A 22,286-nucleotide genomic window follows, 5' to 3' on the forward strand; every position below is an offset into this window, starting at 1 on the left:
AGAAAAGCATCCGAAGCCCCGACTATTCTGTCAGCCTGCACCGCCAATTCCGCCTCAAGTGGACCGGCGTCCCAAATGCCATCCGAGATGAAATGATGCAGGCGGTCATAGCGATCAGGTGCCAGGCGCTCCGCCATCGGCTCGATACTCTTGCGATCTCCCGGCCCGATCAGGCCAGAAACATAGATCGGGCACATCTGCCGACGCTTCTTGTGGCCAAGCTTCTCAACAAACGGCTTCAGCCATTCCGTCAGTGCAACATCCTGCTCTGTCATCCTTCGCACCCCTGTTGAAGTGCCAAGGATCGCCGATCATCGTTAACCGAGGATTAATCTGCCAAAGTAGTGCTAGGTCCGGGGTACGCCTTAAAACATGCGGCACGGTATTAGAAGTCGGGCGCGGTGATGCCGGCACCGTCGTTCAAGACCTGCACAATATGAACCGTCCGTGGAAGTGCTGAAAGAATCTCCGGCCCGTCCTCGCGCAGAATTACGATATCCTCGAGGCGGATGCCGAAGCGGCAGGGCAGGTAGATGCCGGGCTCGATGGAGAAGACCATGCCCTCTTCCAGCGCGGTTTCCGAGGTGGCGGTGATATAGGGCGGCTCGTGGCCGTCGATGCCCATGCCGTGCCCGGTGCGATGCACGAAGTACTCGCCATAGCCGCATGGTGATCACCTTGCGGGCCACAGCGTCCACGTCGCGGCTGGGAACGCCGGGCTTGGCCGCCTTTAGCGCCGCCTGCACGGCCTTTTCGACGCCGTCCCGACCACGACGAAGCGCCACTTGAGTCGCGTGATCGCAAACAGCCATGCCGAGACACTAGTAGAGACACCCCGGCGCCGAACCCGAACGGCGAGTCTGTCGAGGGGCCGCAGCCTCGTTCGCCCTGAACTCGCCCCCTTTCACGAAGATGGATTGGAACCACCAGCGCGGCCCCGGGCAGATGCTCCAGCACGGCCGCGTCGATTTTGTCGGTCTTGAACTTGGCGTCAGCAATCGCCTTGACCTTCAACGGATGGGCGAGAACGACATCATCACAAATGTCGTCGAGCCAGTCGTTAATCGCCATCCAGGTGGGCGTCCCGCGCGCACGCGCCGCGCAGCCAGCGCTGCGGTGCGAGAGGTGCCGCCTCATCGCTCTCGATGACGCCCCACTCGAGCTAGAAGAGTGGCAATCAACCAACATGCTGATCATCGAATTTCCGGACATGGGTGCCATCCGTGGTCTCTTTACATCCCCCGAATATGCGCCACTCGCGCACCAGCGTCAGGCTGCTGCGGGTTCGCGGATCATTGCCTTGTGCGGCGTGTAACTGCATCCGCAAGAGAACGGCAGCGCCGTTTCGATCGCGTGCGGCAGCTTTGCCATGACCGCGGGCTTCCATCGTGGCCGACCACTTGATATCGACGCGGCGTGACATAAGTGATATGGAAGATTTATCACTAAACTCATGAGGCTCCAAATGCAGCCACTGTTCGACCATGCAATACTGATAGATGACCTGGCTTCACCGGCGATCCCCAGTAAGGACACAAGTGCTGTCCAGGCGAAACTATCGGCTGCGATTTTTGAGGCCCTCGGTTCCTTGCGGAAAGGCAAGACTTTGAGGGTCGGAGGAACTGAGCAAGAGCTACAGCGGTTCGCCAATGCGGTGGCCGAAATCGCATTCGGCGACTCCGTCATTCTTCGTCTCCACCGGAATTTATCCGGGGCCGGCAAGGAGTCGGTGAAAACGTTCGCTGACGCACTGGTCCGGGTAAGCGGTTCGGTCGAAGAGAATCGACTGGAAGCAGCCATAGGCAAACTAGCGGAAGTGCTTTTGCCGGACGAACTCGAAGATGCGCGCGGCGTGCTTGCGGCAGACAATCTTGCGTTACGTGATCGCTTTGTCCAGGAGGTGCCTCAACTAAGTAGTATCGATGTTGGAAAGCAGTCTGGATCCAGCGCAAAGAACAGTTACGCAACAGCAGCGCGCTGGAAGAAGAATGGCGAAATCATTTCCGTTCAGCATCGAGGCTCTGAGTTTTTCCCGGCGTTTCAGTTCCAGGACGGCCGACCGCACCCAACCATAAAGCAGGTTCTGGCGGCGCTTCCTCAATCCATGACAGCCTGGCAGAAGGCGTTGTGGTTCGTGTCTTCGAACGGCTGGCTGGAAGATGCCGCACCTATCGATCTCCTCGACAATGCAGACGCCCTGGTGGCTGCGGCGAAGAAGGAACATGAGGAGGTTATTGGGTGAGGGTGAACAGTGTTCCTCCTCCACCGGCTGCATTCGCGACCGTCAATATCGCGACGATCAGCGCTGGATCGGTACTTCATCGGACACATGCATCTGCGTTTCGCCCGGGTCAGTTCAATCCGTGCCTCGGGCAACCGACCAGATTTGCGCCGTTTGCAGACGTGACTGGCACATGTGTTCCATCGCTTTATGCGGCGACCAGCCGGGAGGCTGCCGCGTTCGAGAGCATATTTCATGATATTGCTCCTACTGCGCGATTTAAAACCATTCGCTTGAGCACGGTCCAATCGCGGAGCGTCAGCAGAATCGTTCCAAATAAAGACCTTCCTGTCGTCAATCTTTATTCCCCGGACCTCAAAGCCTGGGGTATCGCCCGCACGAATTTGATAGAGACACCAAAGTCGACCTATCTGGAAACGGTCTTGTGGGCGCAGGCGCTTCACAGAGCGTATCCCGATATCAAGGGCTTGATCTGGACGTCGCGCCAATGCGATCCGGAGAGCTGCCTGATCTTTTTTGGAGACCGTGTCCGAGAGAGCGACTTTGATGTCTTGGATTGCATCGATGTTGCCACAAATCCCGACCTTCTTCTCGAGTTGAGGGGCTGGGGTAAGCGCGCAGGAATTACGATTATCTGACGGTCGTCTCCCAGCTAGCGGCGTTCAACCTCTTTCCCGAAAGTCTGCGAGTCCCGACAGAAGCGGAACTCTTTTATCTATCGGTCGACGCGACGCGTGCGGCAGCTGGGCGTCACGCCTTGCCCTTGCGGACAACGTCGGAAATCGTCACCTTCTTGGGAATGAGCTTGAGTTTGAAAAAGGTGTCGGCGATGTCCTGCTGCTGCGCGACGACGGAGTCATCCAGGTTCTTGACCCCGTAAGACTGACGCTCGAGCGCCTTGACGAGGACAGGTTCAGGGATGCCGACCGACGGAGACAGCTCCGCAGCCGCAGCGGTCGTGTCGGACTTGGTCCATTCGTCAATCTCGGAAATGGCGTCGATCAAGACATCGATCGCCTGGGCGTGGCCGTCGACCAGCGCCCGGGTGCCGAGATAGAACTGGTGATTGGGAACGATGCCCTCGCCGTTTCTGAGCTCTCGCGCTTCGATCGCCACTTCCGCAGCTGCCTGGAAGGGATCCCAGATGACCCATGCATCCACCGCGCCCTTTTCGAACGCTGCGCGACCGTCGGCCGGGGCGAGGAAGGATGGCTCCACGTCCTCATAGGACAAGCCGGCTTCTTCGAGCGCCTTAACGAGCAGGTAATGCACGTTCGAGCCCTTGTTGAAGGCGACCTTCTTGCCCTTCAGGTCCGCAACAGACTTTATGGGGCTATCCTTCGGGACAAGTATGGCTTCGCCGCGCGGGGCGGGCGGCTCGTGTGCGATGTAGACAAGCGGAGCGTTCGCGGCCTGCGCGAAGATCGGCGGCGTTTCGCCGGTCGATCCGAAATCGACAGCACCAGCGTTCAGGGCCTCGAGGAGCTGGGGACCGCCCGGAAACTCGGTCCATTCAACCTTGTAGTCGATGGATTCAAGTTTCTTCTCCAGTGTCCCTTTGCCCTTGAGAAGCACCAGAGTCCCATATTTCTGGTAGCCGATACGCACGACCTTGTCAGCCGCGCGAGCCAGTCGAACATGAGTCAAAGGTGTCGCGATGGCACCTGCCACCATAGCAGTGAAAGCTCGTCTTGTGATCTTCATCATACCCTCCGGAATAAGACGAGGCTAAATTAAAGTGTCTCTACATTTTTACTAGAATATACATACTCCCACGTCCGTTTCTCCGGGATTCGCTTTTTGTTCTGTCCCGACAGCGAGCAAAAAGAACTGCGCCTCATGCTGATCCGGATTTTAACGCGGGGGCCGCTTGACGATGGTCTCAAAGTCGCTTTGCTCCCCTGGTCGGCGGTGCCGATGCACAGGTGGTGATGTATAGCCCAACGGTTTGCGGATTCCGGGGGAGAAACGTTGGAGTGCCGCACCAGGCGGCACAGTGCTTGCAGTCGCTGCCACAGGCCTCGCGGTTGTTGGCGGAGCTCGCCGCTTCGACATAGCCGCGTGCGCGATCGGTGAGATCCTGCAAATGCGTCGGCAAGGCCGGCGAGGGCGCGATCTCAGCTAAGTCCTGATTGGCAACAGCATCCGCTTGCTGATGTGACTATGCGGCCTCGATGTCGGTTTGAGAAAAATCCTTGCCGATGAAGAGCAGAGGTTCGTCTGCGCGCTTTGCCAGAGCGTACGAAAAGCAATCAGCAAAATTCAACGCTGCCGGATGGCGGCCCTTGCCGTAAGTAAGCCAGGCCCGTGTCGCCAGATCCACCAGATCGGCGTCGACCGGAACGATGTCGGCCTCGATTCTGGCGAGCCACAGATCGATCTCGGCAAGTGAGTGTTCGCCGCGTCGGCTGACCAAGACCATACGTGCCCCAAGAACACATGTCGCAGGGACCAAGCGAATAGGGTTGGCGACGACCGTTCTCTCGAGCGCTGCCGCCTCTGGTTCGCTGCGCAGGATCGCGACAATCGCCGAGGTATCGATCACCATCAGTTCGGAATTCCATGCTCATCGTAGCCGATGATCTCTTCATCGCTGCGGCTGTCGAGTTCGGGCAATCGCGACACTCGCCCGCGGATCGACTGCATCTCAGTGAGCAGACGCTCCTGCGCCCCATCGCCGTATCCCATGCGATGGAGACGCTCCGTCAACGCCTGATGAATTGCTGCGGTCTTGCTGATACCTTGCCGCCGCGCAAGCTCGTCAACGAGAGCAACTGTGGCGGGGTTTTTGATGTTGAGGGACATTGGCAGCTCCGATATTTCTACCTTTTGACGCATTTCTACCCAAAATCTCGATCGCTGTCCAATTGACGCGACCGTCGCCATTCGGCACCATTTCGTCCAGGTAAATGACGAATGTTCATTGTCTCGGAGCGAGGCCGACCAGATCGCGACGTTCAAATCTGCGTGGGGTACACCGGCTCAGGACACGGGAGCACTGTCGGTAAGGAGTTTTCAGAGACGCCACGGAGACCGGCCGAGATAGAGGCCTATGTCGACGCCATGGCTGACATGTTCTGCGCCTACATTCGTAACATGGTTGATAGGGGTACATCATAGAGCTGCTCACGCCGATGCCTCCCAGGGTTGATCGCAGATACGTCCGTGTCTTCGAATTCCTTGACATTGTGTGTGACCAGGGTCAGCTCGTGGACGATCGCGGTCGCGGCGATCAACCGTCGATTCACCACGCGGCCGGATCGCGGCGATGCGACCCCCGCCACCTATTGACACTTTCCCCGCGCTCCTATTGACACTTTCCCCACAAGGATTTTTCTCTCCCAGGCTGCAGCGAGCCATCTTGGACGACTCTCCAAGAGGCACAATCCATGAAGAAGCGAGTTCTCATCCAGTGGCAGCAAGCCACAGCAGTTGGGCTCGGCTGCATAGGCTTGAACTTTAGCTGCCGCCATTCGTTAGGCAGCCGGTCTGCGCAATGTTTTCGACTGAAACCTTGGAGTGATTGGATAGCGCGTTCGGGCGCTTTGCAGATCAATGCGGCTTTCTCCGAAGCATTCTAATTGAATCACATCTCGTGCAGGACATGAGCGGCTTTGACGGCGGCAGAGGCGCGGTTTTCGACACCGAGCTTCACGTAGATCTGTTCGAGGTGCTTGTTTACAGTGCGCGCCGAAAGGCCAAGAATCTCGCCGATGTCGCGGTTTGCCTTGCCCTTCGCAATCCATAGCAACACCTCGGATTCCCTCTGTGTCAGCGAAAAATGCCGGCGCAGCACCTCGTCGTCGGCGCGCGCATTGTTCGCCGTGAGACGAAACAGATATTCGTCAGCACCGATCGCGCCGAGGAAGGCCAGCTGAAGCACGTCTTTGCCGGCACGCGAAACGGAGATCGCGCCGTCGCGCGCCGATCCCGAGCGGGCCTTCATCCAATCGGCAATTTTGCCGACCACGGTATCCATCGCGTCGTCTCGCTCCATTGCGGCATTGACAAGGCGCGTCGCCTGTGGCGTCGACCAGTGAATGTCGCCATTGCCCTTGACCGCAAGGAGATGCCGACCGGCAGCATCCAGCGCCACTCGCGCGCTCAGCGCCGAACGCGCATTGCGTAGATGGACTCCGATGCGGGCGCGCAGCTCATCGATGTTGATCGGCTTCGTCAGGTAGTCGACGCCTCCGGATTCGAGAGCACGAACGACGTGCTCGGTCTCCGTCAGCCCGGTCATGAAGATGACGGGGATCTGGCTGATCGCTGGGTTTGCCTTCAGTTTCCTGCAGGTTTCAAAACCATCCATGGATGGCATGACCGCATCCAGCAGTATGAGGTCGGGGGTAATGCGCTCCACGATGTTCAGCGCAGCCGATCCCGACGTTGCGATCAGTACGGAGAATCCGGATTGTTCCAGGGCGTCGGTCAGGAACCCCAGTGCTTCCGGCGAGTCATCCACCAGCAGAACGATGTCGCGCGGAAGCTCAGCCAAGGGTTTCTACCTTCTTATCAAAGTGATGCAGGAAATTCATGAAGCCGTTGAGATCGAAGGCGGCGACATAAGAACAGAGTTCTTCCGTAAATGGCTGATTTGCCTCCACCTTGGCAAGGTCGGCGAGCTTTGCCTCGATGCCCCTGATGTAGCCGATCTCGGCGAGCCGCAACAATTCCTGCAGATGCGCGGGTCCCGGGCTGAGCAACGGCCGTTCATGCTTGGCGGGAGTAGGCGGGGTCGCCTCCGCATAGAGCCATTTCAAGCCCAGATGGAGCGCAAGCTTGTCACGCAGCTGCTTGATGTCGACCGGCTTGCCGATTGCATCGTTGTGACTGTCGTCGCTGTCGCGGTGCGCGGCGGCATCGCCGATATTGGCTGACAACATGACGATCGGAGCGGCCTGGCCATGTGCGCGCAGGCGCGAAACGAGTTGCCATCCATTCATGCCGGGCATCAAGATATCGACGAGAAAAAGATCGGGCAGGATGCCTTCGATCAAGGTCAGGCAGTCGGCGCCGCTCGCTGCAGTCAGGACGACAAAGTCGAGAGGGGCAAGAACCTCGCGCATCATTTCGCGGTGGTCTTCATTGTCGTCCACGACGACAATCGTACGACGCGGCCCGTCGTAACTGATGATCTTCTTCTCCTGTGGTGGGACGATCATTTCGCGAAGCACGGCCGAAAGCATAAGCCGAACGCGGAACACTGTTCCACGGTCCCTCTCGCTGCTCACCGAGATTTCGCCGCCGAGCGTGTTGGTCAAGAGCCGCGTGATCGTCAGACCGAGACCGAGGCCGGGCATCGGCCGGATGCTGTCGGCCTCGCCACGCTGGAACGGCTCGTAGATGCGGCTCAAGTCCTTCTCGGCTATGCCGCGGCCTGTGTCGGTGACGGTGAAGGTCGCCACCTGGCTGCGGTATCCGACGTCGAAGGTGACGCTGCCCTCGTCGGTGAACTTGATGGCGTTGGAGAGCAGATTGACGAGAATCTGGCGCAGCCGCTTCTCGTCGGTGCGCACAAATTGCGGAAGGGCTTGCGAGCGCTCATGATGGAAGGTCAGTCCCTTGGCCTGTGCCTGGGGACGGAACATGTCGACGATCTGATCCAGGAAGTCCTGGATATTGATCTCGTTGGAATAGACCTGCAGGCGCCCGGCCTCGATCTTGGAAATATCGAGCAGCCCGTCGATAAGACCAGACAGATGCTCGGCGCTGCGGCGGATCACCTTGATCGAGGATTGCCGCGGGGCGGGGATCGTCTCGTCGCGCTCGAGGATCTGCGCGTAGCCGAGGACGGCATTGAGCGGTGTGCGCAATTCGTGACTGAGGCCGACGACGTAACGGCTCTTGGCGCGGTTGGCGGCCTCTGCTGTTTCCTTGGCGGTCTGCAGCGCCGCATCCGTCTTCTTGTGGGCGGCGATTTCCTTTAGCAGCAGCGTGTTCTGGCGCGAGGATTCCTCCTCGGCCACGACCCGGCTGTCATGGGCGAGCACATAAAACCAGCAGACGACACCGGCGATGACCGCAAAGACGAAAAAGACGACCAGGATGGTGCGGTTGACCACCTCGGCGGTTTCCGGCGAAGCCGCGGAGACTTGATGGGCGATCATCGCAAGGATCGCACCGACGGCGCTAAGCGCCAGCACGACGGCAATGCCGTAGCGGCCAAGGCGGGTGGTCAGCTTCTCGACGACGGTTTCAGGCAGCACTGCCTTGGCCACCGTGCCGATCTGGGCATTCAAGCGCGCATTCGGCTTGCACATATCGTGGCAACGGCTGTCGAGCGAACAGCAGAGCGAGCAGATCGGTGCCGCGTAGGCCGGGCACCAGGCCATGTCCTCCGGCTCGAAGGGATGCTCGCAGACGGAGCAGGTGATGTTGGTCAGGTTCTTCCAACTGTGGCGCGGCTTGCCCGCGAGGTAGAACTTGCCCTTCGTACCCCAGGCGATCAGCGGCGAGGCAATCAGCGCGACAACGAGACTGATGTAGGGCGCCAGCGACGCGGCGACGGAGCCGAACACGCCGAAATGCGCAATCAAAGCGATGCCGGCCGACAGCGCCATGGCGCCAAGGCCGACCGGGTTGATATCGTAGAGGTGGGCGCGCTTGAATTCGATGCCGGGAGGGGCGAGGCCAAGCGGCTTGTTGATGAAGAGATCGGCTGAAATCGTGCAAAGCCATGCCATGGCGATAATCGAAAAGATGCCCAGGGTCTCCTCGAGCAGCGTGTAGATGCCAAGCTCCATCAGGAGCAGCGCAATCGCCACGTTGAAAATGAGCCAGATGACGCGGCCAGGATGGCTGTGCGTCAGGCGTGAGAAGAAGTTCGACCAGGCGAGCGATCCGGCATAGGCATTCATCACATTGATCTTCAGCTGCGAGACCACCACGAAGGCGGCCATCAGCAGCAATGCGGCATTGTGCCAGGGGATCATGTAGCCGAAGGCCGTCAGGTACATTTGTGCCGGATCGGCGGCGCGATCGACCGGTACGCCCGAGGCGAACGTCAGGACGACCAGAAAGGAACCCGCAAGCAGTTTCGGCGCTCCGATGATCACCCAGCCTGGACCAGCAAGGAAGACGGCCAGGCGATGGCGCCAGTTGCGCTGCTTTTCCGGCGGCAGGAAGCGCAGGAAGTCGGCCTGCTCGCCGATCTGCGACATCAGCGCCAGGATGACAGCGGAAGCTGCGCCGAACTCTACGAGATCGAAGGACGCGACAGTGCCCGGGGGGCCGGAGGCGTGGCGGATGCCAGCAAAGGCCCGCCAGAGATCGAACTTCTCCCAGTCCATCACGGCAATAAAAATGAAGGGAAGAACGTTGAGTACGATCCAGAACGGCTGTGTGAGCAGTTGAAACCGGCTGATAAGGCGGACGCCGTGCGTTACCAGCGGAATGACCATGACGGCGCTGATGATGTAGCTAATCCAGAGCGGGATGCCGAGCGTCAGCTCCAGCGCACCCGACATGATCGAGGCTTCGATCGCAAACAGCATGAAGGTGAAGCTGGCATAGATCAGCGAGGTGATGGTCGAGCCGATATAGCCGAAGCTTGCACCGCGCGTCAGGAGATCGATGTCGACGCCGTGGCGGATCGCATAGCGGCTGATGGGCAGGCCAATGGCCAGCATGGCGACCGAGGCGACGAGGATCGCGTAGAAGGCGTTGGTCGTGCCGTAAGACAGCGTAATTGCGCCGCCGATGGCCTCAAGCGCCAGGAAGGAAATCGCGCCGATCGCGGTTTGCGAAATGCGCTGGGAGGAGAATTGCCGTGCGCTCTTTGCAGTAAAGCGCAACGCGTAGTCTTCGAGCGTCTGGTTCGCGACCCAGCGATTGTATTCGCGCCTGACTGGAATGATGCGTTGCCGCGCTGCCATGCGTTCGTGCCAGCCCCTTTGTTCCCCTTGTCATGCGTTCGTAACACGGAACGACACAGGGCTTAAGAGTGTGCTGCAACGCAAAACTGCACATTTCGCCCCGTCTACTACGTCATATTACGTATACGCTTTCGCAGTGCAGCACCGGATAGTCCCTTAAGCAACAGTTAACTTCCGTTTTCGGTCTGTTGTCGAACAAGAAGAGGGGATCAACCAGATGAATCTCAAGTCCTATATCACAGGCGCCGCACTCGGCGCCGTCATGTCGGCGACAGCCGCATTCCATGGAGCCCTTGCGGCTGACGACACCATCAAGGTCGGCGTGCTTCATTCGCTGTCCGGCACGATGGCGATTTCCGAAACGACGCTGAAAGACGCCATGCTGATGCTCATCGACGAGCAGAACAAGAAGGGCGGCCTTCTCGGCAAGAAGCTCGAAGCGGTCGTCGTCGATCCGGCTTCCGACTGGCCGCTGTTTGCCGAAAAGGCACGCGAACTGATCGAAAAGGACAAGGTCGCGGCCGTCTTTGGCTGCTGGACCTCGTCTTCGCGCAAGTCGGTTCTGCCGGTTTTCGAAGAACTGAACTCGATTCTCTTCTACCCGGTCCAGTACGAGGGTGAAGAGTCCTCGCGCAACATCTTCTACACTGGTGCTGCTCCGAACCAGCAGGCTATCCCGGCTGTCGACTACCTGATGGAAAAGGAAGGCGTTAAGCGCTTCGTTCTCGAAGGCACCGACTACGTCTATCCGCGCACCACCAACAAGATCCTGGAAGCCTACCTGATCGCTAAGGGCATTCCGAAGGAAGACATCATCATCAACTACACGCCGTTCGGCTTCTCCGATTGGCAGACCGAGGTTTCCAAGATCAAGGAATTCGGCGCTGCCGGCAAGAAGACCGCCGTCGTCTCCACCATCAACGGTGACGCCAACGTTCCGTTCTACAAGGAACTCGGCAACCAGGGCGTCAAGGCAACCGACATCCCGGTCGTCGCCTTCTCGGTCGGCGAAGAAGAACTTGCCGGTCTCGACACCAAGCCGCTCGTCGGCCACCTTGCCGCTTGGAACTACTTCGAGTCGGTCGAAAGCCCGGCCAACAAGAAGTTCATCAAGGAATGGCATGCGTTCACCAAGAACGACAAGCGCGTAACCAACGACCCGATGGAAGCTGCTTATATCGGCTTCAACGCTTGGGTTAAGGCCGTCCAGGCTGCCGGCACGACCGACACGGACAAGGTGCTCGACACCATCATCGGTACCACGGTTCCGAACCTGTCGGGCGGCTATGCGACCGTCATGCCGAACCACCACATCACCAAGCCGGTTCTCATTGGTGAAATCCAGGGCAACGGCCAGTTCGAAATCGTTCAGCAGACCCCAGCAGTCGTCGGCGACGAATGGTCCGATTACCTGCCGGACTCCAAGGACCTGATCTCCGATTGGCGCAAGCCCATGAACTGCGGCAACTTCAACGTTGCCACGGGCAAGTGCGGCGGCAAGGGCTCCTGAGTGCGTACCACCCCGTCACTCTGATAGCCTGAAGACTTCCGTCCGGTTTCTCTCCTGTCCGGGCGGAAGGTCCATCTGCAAGGTGCTGCATGGACGCTTCGGACGGCAAAGCGGTCCCTGCATTGCATCGATGCCGACTTGAAGACTGATTTCTCCCGATTGCGCCGAAAGGCCAACGATAACCGAGGCAAGAAAGCCGATGTGTCGCGCCATCAAGATTCTGCTTCTGACGCTTTGCCTGGCAATGCCGGCCTTTGCGACGGTGCTCAAAGCACAGGAAGACATTCACCCCCTGATCGATGCGCTCGGCGTCGGTGACTTCCCGGAACGCGAGGCTGCCATCAGGGCGCTCGTCGCCTCTGGGGATTCCCACGTCAGCAAGATCTTGCAGCAGCTCAGCGACGGCCAGCTTTTTGTAAATTCCGAAAGTGGTGGCCCGGTTCTCTTGCAGGGCGGTACGGAGGATGAGCCGACCTATTCCGACCCGATCAGCGGCGAAGCAGTTGCCGACGTCGATCCGGACTACATGTCCAAGGTCAAGATCAACAATTCGCTTCGCGGCGTCATCAGCACGGCGATGAGCCAGTTGACCCTGCTGAGCCCCGATCGAGATGCGCGGCTCGCAGCAGCCCAAGGACTGCTCAGAGACGCCGACCCCTCTAACCTTGATCTCCTGAATTCCGCGCTGGCGGAAGAGAAGGACCTCGAGGTCAAGGATACGATGGAGGCCGCCCGTGCGGTGATGACGCTGAAGAGCGACGTCAACGCCGAGGACAAGAAAGCGGCCGTCGATACGATTGCCGGGCGCGGAGGGCGCAACGCTCTGACCATCCTGACAACCGCAATGGCAACCGCGCCTGAGGAACTGAAGGTCGAGATTCAAGCCCATATCAATTCGATCAATCGTAGCCTTGCCCTATGGGATGTCGTTCAGAACATTTGGTATGGCCTTTCGCTCGGCTCAGTGCTCCTGCTTGCTGCGATCGGTCTTGCCATCACCTTCGGCGTCATGGGCGTGATCAACATGGCGCATGGCGAGATGGTGATGATCGGCGCCTATACGACCTATGTCGTCCAGGAGTACATCGCCTCCGCATTTCCGGGGCTCGCCACGTATTCGCTTGCCTTTGCCGTTCCCGCGGCCTTCGTGTTTACCGGCTTCGTCGGTCTGGTGATCGAGCGCCTCGTCATCCGCTACCTCTACGGCCGGCCGCTCGAGACGCTCTTGGCGACGTGGGGCGTGTCACTGATCCTGCAGCAGGCCGTTCGTTCCGTCTTCGGTCCGACGAACCGCGAAGTTCGCAATCCGAGCTGGATGTCCGGCGCCTTCGAACTCGGCGGTCTGTCGATCACCTGGAACCGCCTCTGGATCATCGTCTTCTCGATGGCCGTCTTCGTGACACTGCTCATGCTGCTGAAGCGTTCCGCCTTCGGTCTGCAGATGCGCGCTGTTACGCAAAACCGTCGCATGGCATCTTCGATGGGCATCCGCACCGGCTGGGTCGATGCCTTCACCTTTGCGCTCGGCTCCGGCATTGCCGGCATGGCGGGGGTGGCGCTCTCACAGATCGACAACGTCTCGCCGAACCTCGGCCAGAGCTACATCATCGACAGCTTCATGGTCGTGGTCTTCGGCGGTGTCGGCAATCTATGGGGTACGCTCGTCGGCGCGCTGTCGCTCGGTGTCGTCAACAAGTTCCTCGAGCCCTTCGCCGGTGCCGTGCTCGGCAAGATCCTGGTGCTCGTCCTCATCATTCTCTTCATCCAGAAGCGTCCGCGTGGGCTCTTCGCACTCAAAGGAAGGGCGGTGGAAGCATGATTACGGCCTTCCTTCTCCGGTCTCTCGATCGCAAGATCGTCATTGCGCTCGTTCTTCTTCTGGCAATCGCCGTCCTGGTACCCGTTCTGAACCTGATGACGGCGCCGACGAACCCGCTGCACATCCCCACCTACATCATGGCGCTGTTCGGCAAATACCTGACCTACGCGCTGTTGGCGCTGGCACTCGATCTTGTCTGGGGGTTCTGCGGCATCCTCTCGCTTGGCCACGGCGCCTTCTTTGCGCTTGGCGGCTATGCGATGGGCATGTACCTGATGCGGCAGATCGGCTCGCGCGGCGTCTATGGCGACCCGATCCTGCCCGACTTCATGGTGTTCCTGAACTGGAAGGACCTTCCCTGGTTCTGGTACGGCTTCAACCACTTCTGGTTCGCTGCGATCATGGTGCTCTTGGTACCCGGGCTGCTTGCCTTCGTTTTCGGCTGGTTCGCCTTCCGCAGCAGGGTCAACGGCGTCTATCTCTCGATCATCACCCAGGCGATGACCTACGCCCTGCTACTTGCCTTCTTCCGCAACGACATGGGTTTTGGCGGCAACAACGGCATGACCGATTTCAAGGAAATCCTCGGCTACAACGTGCAGGCGGACGGAACGCGTGCAGCACTCTTTGCCGCAACCGCGATCTTCCTTGCGCTGTCGCTGATGCTGGCGTCCGCGATCGTGCGCTCGAAGTTCGGCAAGGTTCTGGTCGGCGTTCGCGATGCGGAAAGCCGTACCCGCTTCCTCGGATACCGCGTCGAGCATTTCAAGCTCTTCACCTTTGTCGTCTCGGCGATGATGGCAGGCATAGCAGGTGCCCTCTACGTGCCGCAGGTCGGCATTATCAATCCCGGCGAATTCGCGCCGGCCAATTCGATCGAAGTCGTCATCTGGACGGCTGTCGGCGGTCGCTCGACGTTGATCGGGCCGATCATCGGCGCCATCCTTGTCAACGGCGGCAAGACGATTTTCACGGGTCTCTTCCCTGAGTTCTGGCTGTTTGCGCTCGGTGGCCTGTTTGTTGCGGTCACCGTGTTCCTGCCCAAGGGCATAGTCGGCACGCTGGCGCAGTATCTGGGCAAGCGCAAACGGCTCCCCGCTGATGCGTCGTCTGCCAAGCAGGAAGACGGCGTTGACGCAAAAATCCAGGCCGCGGAGTGAGCGCCATGATCCCCGATGTCAAACCCAACAGCGTTCTCTATCTCAACAACGTCTCGGTCTCCTTCGACGGCTTCAAGGCACTGAACGCGCTCTCGATCGTGATCGAGCCGGGCGAGTTGCGCGCGATCATCGGCCCGAACGGTGCCGGCAAGACGACGATGATGGATATCATCACCGGCAAGACGCGCCCCGACGCCGGCGAAGTCTATTTCAACGGCCAGACAGACTTGACGAAGCTTGATGAAGCCGACATCGCCCAGCTCGGCATCGGCCGTAAATTCCAGAAGCCGACGGTTTTCGAAAGCCACACCGTCTGGGACAATCTCGAGCTGGCACTGAACCGCAAGCGCGGTGTCTTCCCAACGCTGTTCTATCGGCTGTCTGCCGATGACCGCTCGCGCATCGATGAAATCCTGGCGACGGTGCGGCTCACGCATCGTCGGGACGATCTTGCGGCCAATCTCTCGCATGGGCAGAAGCAGTGGCTGGAGATCGGCATGCTGCTGGCACAGGAGCCGAAGCTGCTTCTCGTCGACGAGCCGGTGGCCGGGATGACCGATGCGGAAACATCTGAGACGGCCATCCTGCTCAAGGAGATCGCCAAGACCCGCTCCGTCGTTGTCGTCGAGCACGACATGGGCTTCATTCGCGACCTTGGCGTCAAGGTCACGTGTCTTGCGGAAGGCTCCGTGCTGGCCGAGGGATCAATCGATTTCGTGAGCTCCGATCCGAAGGTGATCGAAAACTATCTGGGGCGCTGAGATGCTGACAGTCGAGAATGCGAACCTCCATTATGGCGCAGCACAGGCGCTGCGTGGGATCTCCATCAAGGCGGAGATGGGAAAGATTACGTGTGTGCTGGGGCGGAACGGCGTGGGGAAGAGCTCTCTTCTTCGCGCCGTTACCGGCCAGCACCCCCTATCTGCCGGGGCGGTGACCTTCAACGACGTCAAGCTCAATGGGTTGCCGCCCTACGCCCGTGCCAAACAGGGGATCGGCTACGTGCCGCAGGGGCGAGAGATATTCCCGCTGCTGACGGTCAAGGAAAACCTGGAGACGGGCTTTGCGCCGCTTTCGCGCCGTGACAAAAACATCCCCGACGACATCTTCAGCCTGTTTCCGGTGCTGCAATCGATGCTGGGGCGGCGTGGCGGCGACCTGTCAGGAGGGCAGCAGCAGCAACTGGCGATCGGCCGGGCGATGGTGACGCGGCCGAAAATCCTGGTTCTCGACGAACCGACGGAAGGTATCCAGCCCTCGATCATCAAGGATATCGGTCGGGCTATCCGCTATCTGCGCGACAGCACCGGCATGGCTATCCTCCTGGTCGAGCAGTATCTCGATTTCTGCCGCGAGCTCGCAGACTACGTCTACATCATGGACCGCGGCGAGATCGTTCACCAAGGGCTGGCCGAAACGCTGGATACGCCGGAGGCGCGTCGCCATCTGACTGTTTGAGTTGGTGGCGAGGGTCACGCACATGTCGCTTCTAGCGGCAGCTTCCGAGCGGCGCGTTCTCGCCCGGCGTAGGCCGTACGACCTGTCTGCGCGGCACAGGAGTTGCTTGCGTTCAATCGTTTGCTGACTTCCGAGAGGAATGTCCCATCAGGGGGCAAGGCGGACTAATAGAGAATATTCCGAGCCGCGAAAGCGACCTCGTTCGATCCGAGCCACGCCCTTAGTCGGCACCGTATTCAGTCAAGGCCTTTCGAAACGTCTGAATGCGCTCATTGAGCGAGATGATCTCTTCCACTGTCATCCCGGAGCGCTGCAGCAAGGTGTCCGTCAGACATGCCGTTCGCGATCGCAGAGCCTTTCCGCTGTCGGTCAGATGCACGCCGACTTGCCGTTCATCGCGCGTGCTGCGTTGGCGAACGACCAGTCCCGCATGTTCCAGGCGCTTGACCAACGGGGTGATGGTGCTGGGTTCGAGGGCCAGCCGGTCGGCGATGCCGGAAATCGTTTGACCGTCCCCTTCCCAGAGCACGCTGAGGACGAGGTATTGAGGATAGGTGATGCCGAGGCCCTCGAGGAACGGCTTATACGCACGGTTGATCGCGATGGTCGTTCCATAGAGCGAGAAGCACAACTGGCTGTCCCAACGGGATTGGTTCCAAATCAGGCATTGCGGGATTCCTCTCAAGCTTTCGGAAATGCCCAAGTATGACTTCCGCTTCGACAGCATGGCGGATCGGGCGAAGGCGCACCAGGAAGACTTGAGGAAGCAAGGTTAATCATTTTTGTGAGGGACTGCTCGCATGCTGGGACTGCCGAAGCTCGACCATATCGACATTAACATTCTCGGGCAGTTGCAGCAGAACAGTCGGCTGTCCAACGTGGATCTCGCGCAAGCTGTGGGCTTTCTCCGAGGCCCTGTCTTGCGCGAGTGAAGCGGCTGGAAAAAGGAGGCTACATTACGAGCTATAACGCGCGGCTCAATCTTGGAATGCTGGTCGATCACATAACGGTTTTCACCGAGGTGACGCTGGACGACCATACGGTAGTCGTGTTCGATGGCGGCGGCCTTGCCGAGAGGCCGGCCGCCTATGACAAGCGGGTAGCAGGGTTGTTTCCGGCGGCTGGTTTAACTCACGAACGGTTCCGATTCCGATAAGCCTTGCGACGTCTGCTGATCGTATCGGTCCCACGACCCGGCGAGTAGGGCCGGGGCGACAAGATAGAGGATGGTGGCGATCGTCACGACGCCAGTGAACCCGACATGCATTGCAAGCAGTGCGGCGAGGATCGCGCTCAGCACCGACGCACAGCCATTGATCCCCCACGCCCAGGGAATAAACTGCTCGGAGCATGCGCCGACATGGCCGAGGCCGAGGGGGAACGGCATGCCCATGAAGACGGCGAGCGGCGCTATGAGGAGGAGTGCGATCGCGATCTTCGCAGCATCCGGGAGTGCCAGCAGCCGTTCGAATATCAACGGCAGCGCAAGCAGGTAGGTGCCAGCCAGGAATGCGATCACCACGACCGCGAGCGTGATGCCGCGCACCGCCGATCCGCGTCCGACCGCCTCCGTCCAGCGCGCGGCTACGGCGCTGCCGAGACCGGCGAAGGCAAGGAAACCCGCAAGCACGACAGCGACAGCGTAGAGCGGATGGCCGAGGAACAGCACGAAGCGCTGGATGAAGGCGATCTCAATGAAGAGAAAGGCCAGGCCCAAGGTAAGGAAATAGAGCCCGAAGCGCAGCCGGTGTCCGGCTCTCCCGAGTGCGCGCCGGCGAAGCCAGAGCGGCAGCAGGATCAGCACGGCACTGAGGATCGCGGCCTGGACGAGCGTCGTCACCAGGATCAAGTAGCCCCAGTCGAGCATCGCTGCCCCACCTTGGGTGCGCAGCGTCAGGAGTTCGGGCAGCGCACGCCAGCGGAACAAGTCGAAGAAATAGGGGCGATCGTCAGTGGCCGGTGCAATGTCGAACTTGTAGCGCTCTGTGAAGTCGGCTCGCTCAGGGCCGAGGAGAGCGACTGCTCCCTCGTAGAGATATTCCCGGTCGAGTTGGTTGAAGCGGTTCACGTCGCTCGCGGAGATGCCCGGCGCCCAGGAGACGTCAAAGAAATTCTCGGCCGCGAAGCCGCGGATGGCTGCGATGTCTTCGCCCGTGAACGGCGACTTGGCGACGAGCAGCGTTGCAGTGTTCCAGCTCCGGATCAGCGCCAGGTGCCGGCCGGGCTGGGACACGCCATCCGCTTCAAGCGCTGCGATAGCAGTGGCGAACAGCTTGAGAATGTCGCGCGGCGGCACCCGCAGCCATCGCGTGATGGCGACGACGCCATCTGGTTTCAGTGCCGCCAGGTAATCCCGCAGCGCCTCCACGGTGTAGGTGTAGTTCTCATGCATGCTTTGCACCCCGGCCGCGGCCGCGCTGAAGGAGTCAAGGAGCGGCATCTGGATCAGGTCGTAACGCTCGCCAGCGGTCGCAGCGAAGGCGCGCGCCTCGGCTAGATGCAGATGCACGTTCGGTCGGCTGAAGATGCCGCCGACGAAATTCGCGAAACGATTGCGAGCCAGGTCGATCATCTGCGGGTTGACCTCTACAGCGTCCACGATATCGGCTCCAGTGCGCAGCGCCAGCAGCACCTGCTCGCCGCCACCAGCACCGAGGACCAGTGTTCGCGGCCGCGCAAGCATGCGGTACGGGAGCGCCGCCGTTGTCCGGTCGAGATAAGCGACCGTCGCCGGATCGCCGCCATAGGCGGTCATCGCCGTAATACTATCGCCATCGCTGAAGACGGCGAGTTGCGTGGGCGGCTCTTGGGTGTTGGCGAGGCTGAGGCCCGGCACGTGCCGAAAAGGGACGCTCGGGCTCTCCACGACTGTCAGTAGTCCGAGCGGGCTTGATCGCTCCTCGACCACCCATGCATTCGGGACGTCGAGAGCCATGCTTAGGCCCTTGTACTGCGACATGTGCGGGCCGGTGGCCGTAAAGGACGGTGGCAGCCACACCGCGATGACCGCGGCTGCAAGCCCGAGGCTGCCCGCGGCGAGCCGCCGATGGCGAGCCATGCCCGTCGCGGCGAGGGCAGCCGCCGCAAATCCCAACGCAGCGATGAAGCGCAGTGCCGCAGAGGGAAAGACCAGGAACAAGAGTCCGACGATGCCCAGTGCACCGACCCCAGCGCCTACCAGGTCGAAGGCATAGACGCGTCCGATCTGGCCAGGATAGCGGCTGAAGGCAAGGCCGATACAGGTTGCACCAAAAAAGAACGGCAGGACCAGGAGAACATAGATGGCCGCGAGCCAACCGAGCTGGCCCGGATTCCAGACGACCTCGAGCGCGTTGAACGGCAGGCGTTCGGCACCGGCGAAGCTGGCAACCGCAGTGATGCCAAACAGCGCTGCCGACGCTGCGAAGGCGGCCGGGTACCGTTTCACCAGGGGGCGGCGGGCCAAGGCAACGAACGTACCGCTCGCGCCGAAGCCCAGGAGTGCGATGCTTATGATCATATAGGCAAATTGATGCCACTGAATGATCGAAAAGAGCCGCATCAGCAGCACTTCGTAAGCAAGGGTTGCCGCCGATATGAGACCAACCGGCAGCAGGCGCCCCGCTCTCATTGGACCCTACCTCCCCTCAGCGGCACAAAGGCCACCGGCAGCAACTGCCGGGTCGTGATGCTTCCGTCCCGTCGCTTCTCGACCAGCATGAGAAACTGGGTCGCGAAGGGGCCGCCCACGGGGACGACCATCCGGCCCCCCTTGGCGAGTTGCTCGACCAGCGGCGGCGGGATGTGACTGGCAGCGGCAGTCACCACGATACCGTCGAAAGGCGCGTGCGCAGGCCAACCATAGTAACCGTCGCCCACCTTCACCTCAACATTGTCGAAGCGGAGCTCCGCCAATCGGGCGGCCGCCCTTTCGCCCAGTTCGGGTATGATCTCAATCGAGTAAACCTTCGCTGCGAGCGGCGACAAGACGGCTGCCTGATAACCCGAGCCAGTTCCTATCTCGAGGACAGCGTCGCCACGCCGAACGTTGATCAGGTCGGTCATCAGCGCGACGATGAAGGGCTGCGAGATAGTCTGGCCGTATCCGATCGGCAGTGGCCGATCTCGATAGGCCGCGCCGCGCTGCTCCTCGGGCACAAAAAAATGGCGCGGCACGTTTCCCATCGTCTCCAGCACAGCCGGATCGATGCCCTGGCCCTCGACCGCTGACGGCGCCGAGCGGGCGTGCAATTTGATCGTCTCGATCATCGCTGCACGCTCGCCAAGGCGATCCTGAGCGGGCGCGGATGTCGACACCACGGCGGCAGCGCTCGCGAGAACCGCGGCCAGTAACGCTTGGCACTGGGCTAGTGGACGCATGAACTCTCTCCCGGCTCTGACGCCGAGTATAGTGGCCGCGGAGGCAATTTTGAAGAAACCTCGCTCGGCTCTCTACCGCTCTCCAGCTTGAGACTTCACAACAAAGCGATGGCGCTGACGGAAGTGGTCGCGCCTACTATAATCGTTTACTCTCGATGATTGCAGAACCTTCAAGAGCTGAACTTAACACGCTTGGGGAGGGATTTGGCAGGTGAGAAAGGAGCGCTGTTGAAAGGCTTACTGGCACAAATTACCAAGCTTCAACAGGAAAGGACGAAATCATCCACGTGTAAACCCTGGCAAGCTGGGTGTCCTCGGTTGATCGTGCGCCGACAAATTGCACTTGTACCGAGACTTGCTGGTTGAAGTTCCTCAGCGGTGCATCAAAGCGAGGCACCTTGCAACGGAGCGCGTCATGCCATATCTTATGCACGTAAAATATGTTTCCACATATGGCAGGCAGAGAGATGGCTCAAGCGCACAAACACCCTGGAGAGACCGGACCGTTGATACTGTCTTACATGGATCGAGGTGGAAAAATCGCCATCGGGCAAGTGGCAGACGGGTTTGGCATGTCTAAAGGCCAGCTTGCGGAAACTGCGGGACTTGCGCGCGAAAGCCTCTACCGGAGCGAGCGCAGCCGTGCAGCAAAAACGCAGAGCCGTCTTCGCGAGATGCTTGAAATCATCAGCAGGATCACAGAGTGGGCCGGCGGCAAGGAACAGGCAATGGCCTGGTACCGGGCACAACCGCTGCCGGCTTTCGGTGGTCGAACTGCCGAGGCACTTGTAAAGGATGGCAAGGCTGCAGCCGTTCGCGATTATCTCGACCACGTGGCCTTGGGCGGCTTTGCTTGAGGTTCAAGGGAACCTGCTATCGCGCGCATGATCCACGCTGGTCCTTTAAACCAACATCCGGCGATGGCGCTACAATCAGGGGCGCCCGCTTCAATCCGAAGGGAGTGCCGGCGCTTTACCTTGCGGGCAGCATTATGACGGCTGTAAAGGAAGCCAATCAAGGCTTCGCCCACCGCATCGATCCCTGCGTCCTGTGTTCTTACGACATTGACTGCGAGGACGTCGCTGATCTGACCACCGAGCAAGGCAGGCGCGAATATTCTGTTTCATTCGATGAAATGTCTTTCGCCTGGGCAACCGCACTTGCAGAAGCACGACGCCCCGCCTCCTGGGCGATCTACGATCGCCTCCACGGGCACGGCACGGCCGGCATCCTCGCGCCGAGTTTCGCGCCTGGCGCCGAGTCGGATGACCAGAACCTCGTTCTGTGGAAATGGGGGCCAGATCTTCCTCACCAGGTAAAGGTGAATGACCCGAGCGGTCGGCTCCCCAAGGATCAGCTATCATGGCGTTGAAGCGTTTGACTATGCTTCACGCGCCGCTGTTCAGCGCTTCGCGCGAACCATCGACGCGACATCGATGCCGTTAGGCACGTAATCAAACTCCCCTGGAGCAACGGCCAGACGAGGGTGTAGCTGGTCGCGAAGTGTTGCATTTTGTCATTGGGTTTTGCAGTCAAATTGACCTTTAGCCGGCCGAATTTGTAAGAGGTCTGTAACTCCTACCGGAAGCTGGGCTTGGGATGATGCGCGCATTCCGGCCAACCGGAAATCACCGGGCCAGCAGGTCTTTTACCCTTGAGGCTCAGGTGACCAGTATCACGAAGACCCAGCGCGAACCTGGCCCATTCTTAGGTCGCTGCCGGTATTCGAGAGGCAATCCGGCTGGTCCGCCTGGATGCAGACATCGACCGAGGAGAACCGAAGCAATGCCTGTTGCCGCTATGCAGGGCAGGCAGAGCGATGTGAGTAAGAACAGGTCGAAGACCCCGAGATCGCGGCCCT

General features: G+C 59.9%; 18 protein-coding genes and 6 pseudogenes. 12 read left to right on the forward strand and 12 right to left on the reverse strand.

Annotation, left to right across the window (positions count from 1 at the left end; all coding sequences use genetic code 11):
* From BSG20_RS26775 to BSG20_RS37770, 3 genes and pseudogenes are all read right to left on the reverse strand, one after another.
* Positions 1 to 275: transposase (locus tag BSG20_RS26775; RefSeq protein ID WP_143147536.1), on the reverse strand; the 275-nt coding region annotated here is incomplete at its 3' end.
* A 110-nt stretch (positions 276 to 385) separates the two neighbouring features.
* Positions 386 to 812 (reverse strand): annotated as a pseudogene (locus tag BSG20_RS38950) (M24 family metallopeptidase).
* Positions 813 to 924: 112 nt separating this feature from the next.
* A pseudogene (locus BSG20_RS37770) lies at positions 925 to 1,074 on the reverse strand (IS110 family RNA-guided transposase); the annotation flags it as partial.
* A gap of 55 nt (positions 1,075 to 1,129) precedes the next feature.
* Here BSG20_RS37770 and BSG20_RS26785 point away from each other — a divergent pair.
* The 3 genes and pseudogenes from BSG20_RS26785 to BSG20_RS26795 all read left to right on the forward strand — a co-directional run.
* A pseudogene (locus tag BSG20_RS26785) lies at positions 1,130 to 1,315 on the forward strand (DUF1330 domain-containing protein); the annotation flags it as partial.
* 150 nt (positions 1,316 to 1,465) lie between these two features.
* Entirely contained in the window at positions 1,466 to 2,242 is a 777-nt protein-coding gene (locus BSG20_RS26790; protein WP_072380208.1) for a hypothetical protein, read from the forward strand.
* A 2-nt stretch (positions 2,243 to 2,244) separates the two neighbouring features.
* Complete coding sequence (locus BSG20_RS26795) at positions 2,245 to 2,880, forward strand: RES family NAD+ phosphorylase (RefSeq protein WP_244541445.1); 636 nt, start codon at positions 2,245 to 2,247, stop codon at positions 2,878 to 2,880.
* Between the two features lie 112 nt (positions 2,881 to 2,992).
* Here BSG20_RS26795 and BSG20_RS26800 read toward each other — a convergent pair whose 3' ends face one another.
* From BSG20_RS26800 to BSG20_RS26815, 3 genes are all read right to left on the reverse strand, one after another.
* A complete protein-coding gene (locus tag BSG20_RS26800) occupies positions 2,993 to 3,946 on the reverse strand; it encodes a sulfonate ABC transporter substrate-binding protein (protein WP_072380192.1) in 954 nt (317 codons plus the stop codon).
* A gap of 457 nt (positions 3,947 to 4,403) precedes the next feature.
* The gene (locus BSG20_RS26810; RefSeq protein WP_072380190.1) at positions 4,404 to 4,790 is read right to left on the reverse strand and encodes a type II toxin-antitoxin system VapC family toxin; all 387 of its coding nucleotides are present in this window, start codon (positions 4,788 to 4,790) and stop codon (positions 4,404 to 4,406) included.
* Positions 4,790 to 5,047, reverse strand: a complete 258-nt coding sequence (locus tag BSG20_RS26815) for a type II toxin-antitoxin system VapB family antitoxin (RefSeq protein WP_072380188.1) — start codon at positions 5,045 to 5,047, stop codon at positions 4,790 to 4,792. Before BSG20_RS26815 ends, BSG20_RS26810 begins: the two co-directional genes overlap by 1 nt.
* 192 nt (positions 5,048 to 5,239) lie before the next feature.
* On the opposite strand from BSG20_RS26815, the pseudogene BSG20_RS26820 reads away from it, so the two are divergent.
* Positions 5,240 to 5,362 (forward strand): annotated as a pseudogene (locus BSG20_RS26820) (TetR/AcrR family transcriptional regulator); the annotation flags it as partial.
* On the opposite strand, the pseudogene BSG20_RS37775 reads toward BSG20_RS26820, so the two are convergent.
* The 3 genes and pseudogenes from BSG20_RS37775 to BSG20_RS26835 all read right to left on the reverse strand — a co-directional run.
* Positions 5,326 to 5,518, reverse strand: a pseudogene (locus BSG20_RS37775) (hypothetical protein); the annotation flags it as partial. The pseudogenes BSG20_RS26820 and BSG20_RS37775 sit on opposite strands and share 37 nt — an antisense overlap.
* A gap of 310 nt (positions 5,519 to 5,828) precedes the next feature.
* Positions 5,829 to 6,740, reverse strand: a complete 912-nt coding sequence (locus BSG20_RS26830) for a response regulator transcription factor (protein ID WP_072380181.1) — start codon at positions 6,738 to 6,740, stop codon at positions 5,829 to 5,831.
* Entirely contained in the window at positions 6,733 to 10,119 is a 3,387-nt protein-coding gene (locus BSG20_RS26835; protein WP_072380179.1) for a hybrid sensor histidine kinase/response regulator, read from the reverse strand. The genes BSG20_RS26830 and BSG20_RS26835 overlap by 8 nt, the downstream gene beginning before the upstream one ends.
* Positions 10,120 to 10,336: 217 nt before the next feature.
* On the opposite strand from BSG20_RS26835, the gene urtA reads away from it, so the two are divergent.
* The 5 genes from urtA (at position 10,337) to urtE (ending at position 16,066) form a co-directional block, all read left to right on the forward strand.
* Positions 10,337 to 11,629, forward strand: a complete 1,293-nt coding sequence (gene urtA / locus BSG20_RS26840; RefSeq protein WP_047518526.1) for an urea ABC transporter substrate-binding protein — start codon at positions 10,337 to 10,339, stop codon at positions 11,627 to 11,629.
* Positions 11,630 to 11,828: 199 nt separating this feature from the next.
* Positions 11,829 to 13,448 carry an urea ABC transporter permease subunit UrtB gene (gene urtB / locus BSG20_RS26850; protein WP_072380177.1) on the forward strand — a complete coding sequence of 540 codons (1,620 nt, stop codon included), beginning with the start codon at positions 11,829 to 11,831 and terminating at the stop codon, positions 13,446 to 13,448.
* Positions 13,445 to 14,608, forward strand: coding sequence for an urea ABC transporter permease subunit UrtC (urtC, locus tag BSG20_RS26855; protein ID WP_072380175.1), 1,164 nt, complete (start codon positions 13,445 to 13,447; stop codon positions 14,606 to 14,608). Before urtB ends, urtC begins: the two co-directional genes overlap by 4 nt.
* Positions 14,609 to 14,613: 5 nt before the next feature.
* Positions 14,614 to 15,369, forward strand: a complete 756-nt coding sequence (gene urtD / locus BSG20_RS26860; protein WP_072380206.1) for an urea ABC transporter ATP-binding protein UrtD — start codon at positions 14,614 to 14,616, stop codon at positions 15,367 to 15,369.
* Between the two features lies 1 nt (position 15,370).
* Complete coding sequence (urtE, locus tag BSG20_RS26865) at positions 15,371 to 16,066, forward strand: urea ABC transporter ATP-binding subunit UrtE (RefSeq protein ID WP_072380173.1); 696 nt, start codon at positions 15,371 to 15,373, stop codon at positions 16,064 to 16,066.
* A gap of 220 nt (positions 16,067 to 16,286) precedes the next feature.
* Here the strand turns inward: urtE and BSG20_RS26870 are convergent, their stop codons facing one another.
* Positions 16,287 to 16,763 carry a MarR family winged helix-turn-helix transcriptional regulator gene (locus BSG20_RS26870; RefSeq protein ID WP_244541444.1) on the reverse strand — a complete coding sequence of 159 codons (477 nt, stop codon included), beginning with the start codon at positions 16,761 to 16,763 and terminating at the stop codon, positions 16,287 to 16,289.
* 103 nt (positions 16,764 to 16,866) lie between these two features.
* Between BSG20_RS26870 and BSG20_RS26875 the strand changes: the two are divergent.
* Positions 16,867 to 17,222, forward strand: a pseudogene (locus tag BSG20_RS26875) (winged helix-turn-helix transcriptional regulator).
* On the opposite strand, the gene BSG20_RS26880 reads toward BSG20_RS26875, so the two are convergent.
* The gene (locus BSG20_RS26880) at positions 17,193 to 19,676 is read right to left on the reverse strand and encodes a spermidine synthase family protein (protein WP_208611011.1); all 2,484 of its coding nucleotides are present in this window, start codon (positions 19,674 to 19,676) and stop codon (positions 17,193 to 17,195) included. The pseudogene BSG20_RS26875 and the gene BSG20_RS26880 sit on opposite strands and share 30 nt — an antisense overlap.
* Positions 19,673 to 20,425: a protein-L-isoaspartate(D-aspartate) O-methyltransferase gene (locus BSG20_RS26885; protein ID WP_072380170.1), complete on the reverse strand. Its 753-nt coding sequence runs from the start codon at positions 20,423 to 20,425 to the stop codon at positions 19,673 to 19,675. The genes BSG20_RS26880 and BSG20_RS26885 overlap by 4 nt, the downstream gene beginning before the upstream one ends.
* 467 nt (positions 20,426 to 20,892) lie before the next feature.
* On the opposite strand from BSG20_RS26885, the gene BSG20_RS26890 reads away from it, so the two are divergent.
* Both BSG20_RS26890 and BSG20_RS26895 read left to right on the forward strand, forming a co-directional pair.
* Positions 20,893 to 21,282 carry an antitoxin Xre/MbcA/ParS toxin-binding domain-containing protein gene (locus BSG20_RS26890; RefSeq protein ID WP_072380168.1) on the forward strand — a complete coding sequence of 130 codons (390 nt, stop codon included), beginning with the start codon at positions 20,893 to 20,895 and terminating at the stop codon, positions 21,280 to 21,282.
* Positions 21,279 to 21,797, forward strand: coding sequence for an RES family NAD+ phosphorylase (locus tag BSG20_RS26895; protein WP_072380166.1), 519 nt, complete (start codon positions 21,279 to 21,281; stop codon positions 21,795 to 21,797). Before BSG20_RS26890 ends, BSG20_RS26895 begins: the two co-directional genes overlap by 4 nt.
* The last annotated feature ends 489 nt before the right edge of the window (positions 21,798 to 22,286 follow it).

This window comes from Rhizobium tibeticum, from assembly GCF_900110205.1.
Lineage (GTDB): Bacteria > Pseudomonadota > Alphaproteobacteria > Rhizobiales > Rhizobiaceae > Rhizobium > Rhizobium tibeticum.